This is a genomic window from Nocardia sp. NPDC004260 (assembly GCF_053603155.1).
On record NZ_JBSGEZ010000010.1, the window covers coordinates 31,177 to 43,629 of the forward strand.

Below are 12,453 nucleotides of genomic sequence, written 5' to 3' on the forward strand. Positions count from 1 at the left end.
GACAGGGGAGGATTACCGGGGGGTAGTTTGGACTCGGACGTACGAGACACGCAGGGAGATGCGTATGAAACTATCCTTGTCCCCCGACGACGTCGCCTTCCGCGACGAACTGCGCAAGTTCTATCGGACCGAGATCCCGGCCGACATTCGCGAGCGCGTCCGGGACGGCCGTGAGCTGACCCGCGACGACATCGTCACCGCGCACAAGATCCTCAACGACCATGGCCTCGCGGTGCCCAATTGGCCCGTGGAGTGGGGCGGCAAGGATTGGACGCCGATGCAGCGCCACATCTGGCAGGACGAGATGCAGCTGGCCTCGGTGCCGGAGCCGCTGACGTTCAACGCGCAGATGGTCGGCCCGGTGATCGCCCACTTCGGCTCGCAGGAGCTGAAGGAGCGGTTCCTGCCGCCCACCGCGGCACTGGACATCTGGTGGTGCCAGGGCTTCTCCGAGCCGGACGCGGGCTCCGACCTGGCGTCGCTGCGCACGACGGCGGTCCGCGACGGTGATTCCTACATCGTCAACGGCCAGAAGATCTGGACCACGCTGGCCCAGTACGCGGACTGGATCTTCTGCCTGGTGCGCACCGACCCGAGCGCGGCGAAGAAGCAGGCGGGCATCTCCTTCCTGCTGTTCGACGTGAAGTCGCCCGGTGTGACCATCCGCCCGATCAAGCTGATCGACGGCGGGTACGAAGTGAACGAGGTCTTCTTCGAGAACGTCCGGGTACCCGCCGATCAGCTGGTCGGCGCGGAGAACATGGGCTGGACCTACGCGAAGTTCCTGCTCGGCAACGAGCGCACCGGCATCACCGGCGTAGGCCGCACCAAGGTCAAGATCGGCGTGGCGAAGCAGTACGCGGCGAAGATCAAGTCGGGCAACGGCACGCTGCTGGAGGACCCGGTGTTCGCGGCGCGGATCGCCGAACTGGAGAACGAGCTGCTCGCGCTGGAGCTCACCCAGTTGCGGGTGGTCTCCAATTCCTCCGACGGCAAGCCGAATCCGGCCTCTTCGGTGCTGAAGCTGCGCGGTTCGGAACTCCAGCAGGCCGCCACCGAGCTGCTGCTGGACATCGCCGGACCGGACGCCATCCCGGTGGGCGCGGACGACATCGCCTCGCCCGGCTGGGCGCAGCGCAGCGGCCCCTCCTACCTGAACTACCGCAAGACAACCATCTACGGAGGCTCCAGCGAGGTGCAGCGCACCATCATCGCCTCCACGATCCTCGGATTGTGAGGCGCAACCATGGATTTCGATCTCACCGATGAACAGGTCATGCTCCGCGACACGGTCCGTGACCTGCTCGCGCGCAACTACGACGCCGAATCACGGCTGAAGGTGGTCGACTCCGAACTGGGCTGGAGCCGCGACGTGTGGCGCCAGCTCGCCGATTTGGGCGTCCTCGGCCTGAGTTTCACCGAGGAGGACGGCGGCGTCGGCGCCGGTCCCGTGGAGACCATGGTCGTGCTCGAGGAGGTGGGCCGCAGGCTCGCGCCGGAACCGATCCTGGACGCGGTGCTGGTCCCCGGTGGCCTGGTCGCCGCGGCGGGCAGCGCCGAGCAGCGGCAGCGCATCCTGCCCGAGGTGGCCTCGGGTGCGAAGCTGCTGGCCTTCGCCCATGCCGAGCCCGGGGTGCGCTGGCCGGCCGCCGAACTGGCGACCACCGCCACGGCGCAGGGCGATTCGTACACGCTGACCGGCGTGAAGAACCCCGTCGCGCACGGCGACAGCGCCGACGAACTCGTGGTCAGCGCCGCGCTGCCCGAGGGTGGCGTCGGTCTGTTCCTGGTCGCGCCGGACGCGACGGGTGTGGTCCGCAAGTCCTACCGCACGGTGGACGGCCAGCGCGGCGCGCAGGTCGAGCTGACCGACGCGCCCGCCGAGCGGCTCGGCGCGGCGGACGCGACCGAGGCCATCGAGTCGGTGCTGACCCACGCGCAGGCGAGCCTGTGCGCGGAGTCGGTCGGCGCGATGGAAGAGGCGCTGCGACTGACCACCGACTACCTCAAGCAGCGCAAGCAGTTCGGTGTCACGCTGTCGAAGTTCCAGACGCTCACGCAGCGAGCGGCCAACATGTACGTCTCGCTGGAACTGGCGCGCAGCATGAGCCTGTACGCCACGGCGTCGCTGGCCGACGGGGCCGACGATCCGGTAATCGCGTCGCGCGCACGGCTGCAGGTCGGCCGCGCGGCCCGCCACATCGGGCAGGAGGCGATCCAGATGCACGGTGGCATCGGCGTCACCGCGGAGTATCCGGTGAGCCATTACGTGGCCCGCCTGACCGCGATCGAGCGCACCCTCGGTAGCGGCCTCGAGCATCTGCGGGTGCTCAGCTCGCGGGTCGGCGACTACGAGTTGCCCGAACTGTAAGGAGTGCCGCGGTGGTGCGTTTCGCGCACCACCGCGTCATTCGTCGTCTCGCGGCGTCGTCCGCAGTTGGTTGGGCGCTTCGTCCGTCGAGTCGCTCGCCGGCGCTCGCGCGGCCGTCGGCCTCGGCTCCTCGGGGGGCGCCGCCTGTGTGCTGTCGTCGTGCGGATTTCCCGGGGACGGCTCGGCGGTGGTGCTGCTCATGAAGCCCGAAAACGGGGTGGGGTGCCGCTGGTCGGCCGGTGCGATCCGCCAGCTGGGCGACGGCGGGATGACGACCCTGGGGGTCGTCGAGCCGGTGGTGTTCTCGTGGACAACGGGTTCGGCGTACTCGCCTGCCTTGAGCGGCGGAGGCGGCACGTAGGTGTCGTGCTTACCGACGCCACAGGCGCCGATCAGGACGAGCCCGATGGAAACCGCTCCTACGGCGATCGCCGGACCGGCGATCTTGGCCCTGCTGCTTTCCAACGGTGACGCTCCTCGGTGTGTATCGAGTGGACTCACCTTACTCGAGGCCGGTCGGTCCGGCGAGGCGAGTGGTCGCTGGGTATGCGCCGGACGGCGCATTTAAAACAGTTCTGATTCAGATATCGAATTGGTCTCTTCGGCGTGTCGTGGGCACGTGTCGCTATCTTCCGGCGTCCCGGAGTCGTAGCGTGTGTGAGCAAAGTTACGCGTGAGACGCCGGTTTAAGGATGAGAGACACGTTGTGTGAGAACGTGATTGTGGTTCTCTGACCGGCGTCATCGAGGAGTAGATGATGGGAGCTTACTCGACAGCGTCGCGGCGTGGTTCGTCCCGCGCCGCAGAAGATGCCGTGTCGGCAACGGCACAGCATCCCGCGTCGAACCAGCAGGGTCGCTCGCTGTCCACGATCGTGTCGCGGACGCTCGCCTGGCTGATCTTCATCGGCGGACTCGTCGGGGCGGTGCTCGGCATCGCCGGACTGCACGTCGAAATCACCGTCGCCGGACTCATTCTCGCCTGCACCGCGGGATTGGTTCTGCTCAAACTCCGCGCGGGTGGCGGCGAAGCGGACTCACCGTAAACCGGCCGGTCGGCCGCCTAAGGCCCAGCGACGGGCGTGAAAAACGAAGGCGCGCAAGATTTCAGGCGCCTACCGTGATCTGTATGAGGATCGAGATCACCACCGACGCCGCCGAGTTCCGCTCGGTCGCGGGGGCGTTCCTGCTCCGCGATCCGCTGCGGCACACCGTGCTCACCACGAGCGTCGCCAACCATGTCACGGGCATGGATGCCCCGGCTGAGCCATCGCGATTTCTTACCGTCCACGGCGAGGATGCCGCGGTGGTAGGCGCGGCCATGCGCGTGGGCGGTCGCGACGTGTATCTCGGCGCGCTACCGCCCGACGGCATTCCCGCGGTGACTCGCGCGCTGGCCGAGGTCGTCCCCGACAGCGCGGGCGTCGAGGGCGTCGTCGCGGACGCGACCGATTTCGCCCAGCACTGGTGTGGACTGCTGGGGAGAGATTTTCAGCAGTCGTACCGCACCCGGCTGCACCGGCTCGGCGCGCTGCGGATCCCGGACGTAGCCGGAGCGCCACGCCGCGCCCGGGAATCCGACGTCGCCCTGTGCGGGGACTGGCTCGCGGCCATGCGCGCGGAAGCCGGCATGGCGTCCGGATTGGACGAGGCCGCGATCCGGCGCCGCGTCGAAGCGGGCCGGTGGTGGCTGTGGGAACGCGACGGGCAACCGGTCAGTCTTGCCGCGCATCAGATCCCGATCCAGGGCTGGTCGCGGATCGGACCGGTCTACACCCCGCCGGACGCCCGCGGACACGGGTACGCCAGCGCGGTGACCGCGCACGTCGCGAAGCAGCTGCGAGCCCAGAACCTGGAGGTCTGCCTCTTCGCCGACATCGGCAACACCACGGCAAACCGAATCTACCGGGCGATCGGCTTCCACCCGACCCACGAATTCGCGCACTACGTCTTCGAGTAGCCCGCCTGGACGCTGCGCAGGGCGGCGGTGAACCAGGCGAACACCGGCGTCAGGCTCGGCGGCGCGGGCCAGCCGTTGATCACCGCGAGCAACCGCCAGTACCGCTCCACGCGTTCGTCATCGGCCACCGCCAGGCGTTCCAGCATCCACTCGCGCAGCGCGCGATCGTCGGGCCTGCCGAACGTGGCCGCGTAACGCGCGGCGAGGTCGGCGACCACCTCGGCCGCCGCGGGAGAGCCGGGCGCGACACCCGCCGCCACGGCCGCCCCGACCCGGTCGCGCACGGCCTCGGTGAGTGCGTGGTGCAGACCCGTCGTATCGCCCTCGGCGCGTTCGCGCGCCTGGTACTCGGCCATCCGCCGGATCGCCGCCCGAAAGTCCTTGTCGGCGGTGAGTTCCGCCAGTTCCACCCACGCGGCCACCTGCTCGGGTGCGGGATCGTCGGGCAGGTCCGGCAGCGTGGTGCGCAGCAACTCGGCGAGTTCCGGGTTGGCGTCCAGTCCGCCGAAGGTCGCCTCCACGAAATCCTCGATCAGTCGATGACGTTCGGCAGCCGACAGGGTGACGAGCTTGTGCATGAGATCCAACTCCTGTGGGGTCGAGCCCTGCCCGGCCACCGCGCGCAGAACCGCTCGTCGCTGACGCAGGATCCGGATCTGGGTGTCGAGTGCGTCGGCGTGCGCCGCGGCGACCTCGGACAGCGCGAGCTCGTGGGTGAGCACGCGCCGGACGGTGGCCAGGTCGAGTCCGAGCGCGCGCAGCGTCCGCACCAGATCCAGTTCCGCCAGCGCGCGGACGTCGTAGAGGCGGTAGCCGGAAGGGCTGATTTCGGTGGGCAGGACGACGCCCTCGTCGGCATAGAACCGGATCGTCTTGACGCTGAGGCCGGTGCGTTCGGCAACGGCTCCGATGGTGAAGCGGGTGTCGTCCATGTGCCTACCCTCGCGTCTCCCCCTGGGGGAAACTCAATTCAGCGGCGCGGATTTCCACCAATTCATGAACTCGGCTTCGGTGGCGATGAATCCGGCGCTGTACATCAGCATGGCGGCCCTGCCCGGGTCCGCGGAAAAGGCGGTGACCATTCGCGGCCGCAGATTGCGACTGTCGCGCAGGGTGTAATTCGTGTAGCTGTGCCCGCTGTTGTTGGTGGCGGTCGCGCGGTCGTTGGCCGGTAACGCCGCTAGCGCGGCCTGCGCGTCGGCCGGGGAGCCATAGAGGTAGAAGTCGAAAGACGCCTTGTTCGGCCCGCCGAAGCAGCTCCACATCACCAGCCAGGGGCCGAAATCGGGATCCTCGTGGTCGCGCGTCGTCGCGGAATCCGGCGCGTGGGCGAAACAGCCCGCCTTGTTGTACCCGGTTCCGGAGTGGACCAGGCGCTGGGCGGAGGTCTCCGGAAGCATGTCCGGGAACGCGGCGCTCAGCTCGGCCGCGCGGGCGCCGATGGTGGCACGGTCGGCGGTGGCCGAGACGCTCGTCGTCGGGCGCAGGGTGGTCGGCGGCGTGGTGGCATCGGTGTTTCGCGTGGCCACCGTGGTGGTCGATGCAGCGGAGCCGGATGAGGTGTCGTGGAACGATGGCGCGGCGAGCGCAGCGGCCAAGCCCAGCGCCAGCATCAGACCTATCACGGCCTCCAGCCGCGCTCTCCGTCGAGGACGCCGCTGTGGACGAAGGCCCCCGCCTGCGCTGGGGAGCGGTGGTTCCGCGTGCAGCGGAGGGTGACTCGGTGGGGGCCACGCCGCGGGTGCGGTCAGCGCTTGCCACGCGGCTGCGGCGAATTCGCCGCACGAGTCGAAGCGATCGGCCGCGTGCTTGGCCATCGCTTTGGCCAGCACGCCGTCCAGCGCCACCGGCAATCCGGGTCGCAGCCTGCTGATCGCGGGCGGCGGTGCGTTGAGATGCCCCTGGATCACCGCGACCGGATTGGTGGCGTCGAACGGCACCGTGCCGGTCAGCAACCGGAACAGCGTGCAGGCCAGCGAATACTGGTCGGCGCGGTGATCCAGCGGCGCACCGGACAATTGCTCCGGCGCGGCGTAGGCGAGGGTCGCGGTGAAGGTGCCGGTCTGGGTGAGCCGGCCGGTGTCGTCCCGGAATCGGGCGATGCCGAAGTCGGAGAGGAAGACCCGCTCCTGGTCTCCCTCGACGCGCTCCAGCAGAATGTTCGCCGGTTTCACGTCGCGGTGCAGCACGCCGCGGCTGTGCGCGAAGTCCAGCGCTTTGGCCGTTTCGGCGATGATCTGCACCGCCCGTGGCGGCGGCAACGTCCACGCGTCCAGCGCCGCGGCGTCGGTGCCATCGATGTAGCGCATGCAGATCCACGGCTGGTCGCCCTCGACGCCGCGATCGAACACCGTGACGATGTTCGGGTGATCCAGCCGTGCGACGAGGTCCGCCTCCCGCTCGAAGCGGGTGCGGGACTCGGTGTCGTCGAACAGGTCCGGGTTCAACAGCTTCATCGCCGTCAACCGGGGCAGCCGCGGATGCCGGGCCAGGTACACCGATCCCATCCCGCCGCGGCCGAGCAGGCGTTCGATGGTGTACCCCGCGAAGACTTCGCCGGTGTGCGGCATCGGTCAGTTCAGTGGAGCCGAGCGCCACCAGCGCAGCAGCTCGTCGACGGTGGTGTGGGAGAAGCCGTCGGTGTACATGAGGTACTGGGTCCGATCGGGATCGCCGGTGAACGCGGTGACCATCTTGGCGCCGTCGTCGACGTACTTGTAATTGGTGTAGGACTTTCCGCCGTTGGTGTCGGTGGACTTGGCGGCCGAGGAGGGCAGGCCCTTCAGCACCGCCTGCACATCGGCGGGGGTTTTGTAGACGTAGATCCGGTAGTACGGATCCTCGTTGTTGCCGCCCTTGAAGCAGCGCCACTGCGCGGCCCAGTCACCGAAGTCCGGTTCGCCCTTGGACGGCGACGGCGGGGAGCTCGGCGAGGCCAGCCAGCATTCGGCGCCGTTGTATCCGACTTCCTCGGACTTGGAGGCGGGCACCATCCGCGGGAACTCCGCGCTGACCGACTCCGGGGTCGCGTCGACGAGATTCGGCTTCACCGCCGATGTGGTCGTCGTGCTCGCGTTGCTCGAGCCCGAATCGGAGACGGCGCCGATGATGCCGAGCACCACCACGATCAACACGACCACGCCCACCACCAGGCCGATGATCAGGCCGGTGTTCTTCTTGGGCGGCGGCGCGGCCGAGTGGTGCACGTGCGCGCCGTGCGGCGGGGCGAAGGTGGAAAACCCGGCCTGCTGCTGGGGATACGGGTTGGCGGCCGTCGGCTGGGGCGCGGGACCGGTGTGCGGCCGTGAGTTCACCACCGGCGTGGGTGGCGGAGTCGCGGGGGACGCCGAGGCGAGCGCGTTCGGCCCGCTGGTTTGCGGGGTGTGCACCTGGTGTCCCGGGCCGCTGACGTAGTGACCTTGCGCGGCCGGATACGGCGATCCCGTGGTGGGGATCTGCGGCCCGGTGGTCGGGCGCGGCCCCGCCGTGGGGTGCTGCGGCCCGGTGGCCGGGCGGGGACCGCCCACCACCGGCATCGACGGCGCGCTGGAACCGGTCAGCGCCTGCCTGGCGGCCGCGGCGAATTCCGCGCAGCTGCCGTATCTGTCGTCGGGTCGCTTGGCCATCGCCTTGGCCAGCACGCCGTCCAGCGCGAAGGGCAGGCCCGGCCGGACGCTGCTCAGCGCGGGCGGCGTGCCCTGCAGATGCCCTTGGATGACCGCGGCGGGGTTCGTCGCGGAGAACGGGCCGGTGCCGGTGAACAACCAGAACAGCGAGCAGGCCAGCGAATACTGATCGGAACGGTGGTCGAGCGACGCGCCGGTGAGCTGTTCGGGCGAGGCGTAGGCCAGCGTTGCCGTGAAGGTGCCGGTCTGGGTGAGATGACCGGTGTCGTCGCGCAGCCGCGCGATGCCGAAGTCGGTGAGATACACCCGCTCACCGCGACCGGCGCCGGAGCGGGCCAGCAGGATGTTGGCTGGTTTCACGTCGCGGTGCAGCACCCCGTTGCCGTGCGCGTAGTCCAGCGCGTCGGCGGTCTCCTTGATGATCTGCACCGCGCGTTCGGGCGGCAGCGACTTCGGTTCCACCGAGGCGGCGTCGATGCCGTCGACGTACTGCATCGAAATCCACAGCTGCTCGTCCTCGAGCCCGCGGTCGTAGACCGTGACGATGTTCGGGTGATCGAGCTGGGCGACCAGATCCGCCTCCCGTTCGAACCGCGCCCGCACCTCCTTGTCGAAGAACATCTCCCGATTCAGCAGCTTCAGTGCGGTCATCCGCGGCAGCCGCGGATGTTTCGCCAGATATACCGAGCCCATGCCACCGCGGCCGAGTTGCCGCTCGATGACATAGCCGGCGAAAACGTCACCGCTGGCCAGCATGACTGCTCCACTTCCCGCCGCCCGCCGGGACCCACCGGCGAACAGGCGTACAGCAAAAGAACGCGTGGCCGGAGATGGGCCCGACCACGGAAAACATCGAAACCATAGCAGTAGTCGCGCCTCACCTATCGCTCGTCGAGCGTGGTGCGGCGCGGGCGATCGACATGCGTCGGACCGCCCGGCGGAGGCCGGGGGTCCGGAGGTTGCTGGTGCGGTCGCGCCGCCGAGCCCGGGCGCATGGGCAAGTTCGGCAACTCGATCAGGCCGGGATGCGCCGGGCGGCGCGGCGGCAGGAAACTCGGGGACGGTCGAGGGGTTTCCCGCGGCCTCGGTAGGTGCTGCGGCGCGGCCGCGTGGTACGTCGGCGCGGTCGGATACCCGTCGGGGTGAATGCCGTGCGGCGCTGTCGGGTGCCCGGCCTGCTGTTCGGCCAGGGCGGATTTCGCGGCGGCGGCGAACTCGGCGCAACTGTTGAAACGATCCACTGGCCGCTTGGCCATCGCACGCGCCAGCACCGGATCCAGCGCGGGCGGCAGTCCGGGACGTGTGCGGCTGAGCACCGGGATCGGCGCGTACAGATGGCTGTTCACCACAGCCGCCGGGTTGGCGCCGGGATACGGCGGCGCTCCCGTGAGCATCCAGAACAGCGTGCACGCCAGCGAATACTGATCGGCACGGTCGTCCAGCGGCCTGCCGATCAGCTGTTCCGGGGCACCGAAGGCGAGTGTCGCGGTGATCGTGCCGGACGAGCCGATCGTGCTCTCCGCGCCGCGGATGCCCGCGATCCCGAAATCGGTGAGCAGCACCCGTTCCGGTTGACCGATCGGCGCCTTGGCCAGCAGGATGTTGGCCGGTTTCACATCGCGGTGCAGCACCTGGTTCGCATGCGGGAAATCCAGCGCCGCGGCGGTGTCGGCCGCGATCCGCACCGCGCGCCACGGAGCGAGCACGTCGACGTCCGCGCAGGAGGCGTCCGCGCCGGGCACGTACTGCATCGAGATCCACAGCTGCCGGTCCTCGGCGCCGCGATCGAACACCGTGACGATGTTCGGGTGATCGAGCCGTGCCACCAGATCGGCCTCGCGTTCGAAGCGGCGGCGGATGTCGGTGTCGGCGTACAGTTCGCGTTTGAGCAGCTTCAACGCCGTCAGGCGGGGCAGCCGAGGATGCTGGGCCAGGTACACCGTGCCCATGCCGCCATGGCCGAGGACGCGTTTGACGACGTAGCCCGCGAAGATTTCGCCGGTCTGCAACACCTGTACACCCCCTTGTCGAGTCGAGCGCGCGGACACTACCCATGTATCTCGATGAGCCATCGGGATGCAACACCTCGCGGCGCACCCTCGATTGTCGTCGGTAGCAGCCAGTACTGTGACCCGCATGCGCATTGGAGCACACGTCCGGCTCGACAGCGACCCGATCGGCTTCGGGGAGAAACTCGGCGCCGACGTCATCCAGATGTTCGTGGTCGATCCGCAGAGCTGGGACAAACCCACCCCGCATCCGCGGACCGAGGAGATTCTCGCCAGCCCGATCGAGGTCGTGGTGCACTCCTCCTATCAGATCAACGTCGCCAGCCTGAACAACCGCCTGCGCATGCCCTCGCGCAACGCGGTGGCCCAGCAGGCGAAGGCGGCCGCCGAACTCGGCGCGTTCGGTCTGGTGGTGCACGGCGGGCATGTGCGTTCCGACGCCGAGTTGGAGACCGGAATCGACAATTGGCGCAAACTGTTCGAGCGTCAGCAGGACAAAGGCGGCTTCGCGGTGCCGATCCTGATCGAGAACACCGCGGGCGGCAATCACGCCATGGCCAGGCATTTCGATTCCATCGCCCGGCTGTGGGACGCGGTCGGCGAGTACGGCGCCGGATTCTGCCTCGACACCTGCCACGCCTGGGCGGGCGGCGAGGAGCTGATCGGCGTCGTCGACCGGATCAAGGCGATCACCGGCCGGATCGACCTGGTGCACTTGAACTCCTCGCGCGACGAATTCGACTCCGGCGCCGACCGGCACGCCAACTTCGCCGACGGCACCATCGACCCGCAATTGCTCGCCGAGGTGTGCCGCACGGCGGACGCGCCGGTCGTCCTGGAGACTCCGGCGGACGGCCTCGCGGAGGACTTGGCGTACCTGCGCGAGCACTGTGTCTGATTTGCAGCGCCTGCGGCGCTGCGTGTTCGCGGCCCCGGGGAGTCTCGCGGCCGAGCGACCGAGACTCGCGACTGTGTCGCATGCGCTTCGGTCACTCGGCCGCGAGACGGGCCGCGAACGGCGCTCGTAAGACTCGCACCCGGCGGGGCTGGGTCAGCTCGGTCGTCCCGATGATGTTTGGGCAGCGCCCGGCAGAACGGAATGGAGCTGGGCGGTGTCCGGGTCGGGCTCGCGCTCGGTGGGCCGAAGTGGTGGTGCTTGCGCGCCGTTTGCGATCAGTGCGACGAAAACCCTGGTCAGGGGGGTCGTTTGGGTGGTCTGCTCTCCGGAGCAGTAACCGATCTCGACAGCGAAGGTGATCTCATGACGGTCGCACCCGCCACCCCATCCACGGCCTCGGTGACCAGGCTCGGCGCTCGTATCGGCGCGCGGATCGACAACGTCCGGCTCGGCGGCGACCTGGATCCGGCCACCGTCGACGTGATCCGTCGCGCGCTGCTGGAGCACAAGGTCATCTTCTTCCGCGGTCAGGATCACCTCACCGAGGACGGGCAGTACGAGTTCGCCCAGCTGCTCGGCTCGCCGACCACCCCGCACCCGACGGTCACCTCGCATGGTGTGAAGAGCCTGGCGATCGATTCCGAGCACGGCCGCGCCAACAGCTGGCACACCGACGTCACCTTCGTCGACCGCATCCCGAAGGCGTCCATCCTGCGCGCGGTGCACCTGCCGTCCTACGGCGGGGCGACCACCTGGGCGTCCACCGTCGCGGCCTACGAGTCGCTGCCGGAGCCGCTGAAGCGGCTCGCCGAATCCCTGCGCGCCGTGCACACCAACGTCTACGACTACGCCCGCGCCGAGGAGACGCCGCGACCCAACACGGCCGCCTACCGCGCCGAGTTCGAGTCCACCTACTACGAGACCGAGCACCCGGTGGTGCGCGTGCACCCCGAGACGGGGGAGCGGGCGTTGCTGCTCGGCCACTTCGTCAAGCATTTCGTCGGGCTGTCCAGCACGGAGTCGCACGCGCTGTTCCGGCTGTTCCAGGACCGGGTGACCCGCCTGGAGAACACCGCCCGCTGGAACTGGGAGCCCGGCGACGTCGCCATCTGGGACAACCGCGCCACCCAGCACTATGCCATCGACGACTACGACGACCAGCCGCGCAAACTGACCCGCATCACCCTGGCCGGCGATGTCCCGGTCGGCGTCGACGGCTCGACGAGCACCATCATCGCGGGCAACGCCGAGCACTACTCGATCGTCGAGGACACCCAGCTGCTCGCGTCCTGAACGCGGACCCCGCATGGTTGCCGGGCCTCCGGCTGTTGAGGGGCCATGCGGTGTCTTCGGGTCGCGGTGAGCCGTCGCCGAGAAGCCCGGCCTGCCATATATGCAGGTCGGGCTACGAAATGCCGTAAGTGACCTGACCGCGAACCGCGGATTCGGTCGACTGGCCCGGCGGTCGCAGGGTTATCACGGGTATTGCCCCCGGCACCGGAGGTTGCCTCGACAATCGCGGGACGCCCGAAACCGACCCAGCTCCGCCGGGTGCGAGTCTTACGAGCGCCGTTCGCGGCCCGTCTCGCG

At 68.9% G+C, this 12,453-nt stretch carries 11 protein-coding genes; 6 read left to right on the forward strand and 5 right to left on the reverse strand.

Annotation, left to right across the window (positions count from 1 at the left end; all coding sequences use genetic code 11):
- Nucleotides 1–64 precede the first annotated feature (64 nt).
- Nucleotides 65–1,237 (forward strand): acyl-CoA dehydrogenase family protein, encoded by a 1,173-nt coding sequence (locus tag ACWEO7_RS08480; RefSeq protein ID WP_355077254.1) that lies wholly within the window; start codon nt 65–67, stop codon nt 1,235–1,237.
- Between the two features lie 9 nt (nt 1,238–1,246).
- Nucleotides 1,247–2,371: an acyl-CoA dehydrogenase family protein gene (locus ACWEO7_RS08485; protein ID WP_452421919.1), complete on the forward strand. Its 1,125-nt coding sequence runs from the start codon at nt 1,247–1,249 to the stop codon at nt 2,369–2,371.
- Between the two features lie 36 nt (nt 2,372–2,407).
- On the opposite strand, the gene ACWEO7_RS08490 is transcribed toward ACWEO7_RS08485, so the two are convergent.
- Complete coding sequence (locus ACWEO7_RS08490; protein ID WP_452421921.1) at nt 2,408–2,836, reverse strand: hypothetical protein; 429 nt, start codon at nt 2,834–2,836, stop codon at nt 2,408–2,410.
- 349 nt (nt 2,837–3,185) lie between these two features.
- Here ACWEO7_RS08490 and ACWEO7_RS08495 point away from each other — a divergent pair, with 349 nt between their 5' ends.
- Nucleotides 3,186–3,416 (forward strand): hypothetical protein, encoded by a 231-nt coding sequence (locus tag ACWEO7_RS08495; protein WP_450025686.1) that lies wholly within the window; start codon nt 3,186–3,188, stop codon nt 3,414–3,416.
- Between the two features lie 83 nt (nt 3,417–3,499).
- On the forward strand, nt 3,500–4,330 hold the full coding sequence (locus ACWEO7_RS08500; protein WP_452421923.1) for a GNAT family N-acetyltransferase: 831 nt from the start codon (nt 3,500–3,502) through the stop codon (nt 4,328–4,330).
- On the opposite strand, the gene ACWEO7_RS08505 is transcribed toward ACWEO7_RS08500, so the two are convergent.
- The 4 genes from ACWEO7_RS08505 to ACWEO7_RS08520 form a co-directional block, all read right to left on the reverse strand.
- Nucleotides 4,315–5,262 carry a MerR family transcriptional regulator gene (locus ACWEO7_RS08505; protein WP_452421925.1) on the reverse strand — a complete coding sequence of 316 codons (948 nt, stop codon included), beginning with the start codon at nt 5,260–5,262 and terminating at the stop codon, nt 4,315–4,317. The two genes, ACWEO7_RS08500 and ACWEO7_RS08505, sit on opposite strands and share 16 nt — an antisense overlap.
- Before the next feature lie 33 nt (nt 5,263–5,295).
- Complete coding sequence (locus tag ACWEO7_RS08510; RefSeq protein ID WP_452421927.1) at nt 5,296–6,900, reverse strand: serine/threonine-protein kinase; 1,605 nt, start codon at nt 6,898–6,900, stop codon at nt 5,296–5,298.
- Nucleotides 6,901–6,903: 3 nt separating this feature from the next.
- Entirely contained in the window at nt 6,904–8,712 is a 1,809-nt protein-coding gene (locus tag ACWEO7_RS08515) for a protein kinase domain-containing protein (protein WP_452421929.1), read from the reverse strand.
- Between the two features lie 125 nt (nt 8,713–8,837).
- Nucleotides 8,838–9,968, reverse strand: a complete 1,131-nt coding sequence (locus ACWEO7_RS08520; protein WP_452421931.1) for a serine/threonine-protein kinase — start codon at nt 9,966–9,968, stop codon at nt 8,838–8,840.
- A gap of 124 nt (nt 9,969–10,092) precedes the next feature.
- Between ACWEO7_RS08520 and ACWEO7_RS08525 the strand changes: the two genes are divergently transcribed.
- The gene (locus ACWEO7_RS08525) at nt 10,093–10,863 is read left to right on the forward strand and encodes a deoxyribonuclease IV (protein WP_355077239.1); all 771 of its coding nucleotides are present in this window, start codon (nt 10,093–10,095) and stop codon (nt 10,861–10,863) included.
- Between the two features lie 363 nt (nt 10,864–11,226).
- Entirely contained in the window at nt 11,227–12,156 is a 930-nt protein-coding gene (locus ACWEO7_RS08530) for a TauD/TfdA dioxygenase family protein (protein ID WP_356967268.1), read from the forward strand.
- The last annotated feature ends 297 nt before the right edge of the window (nt 12,157–12,453 follow it).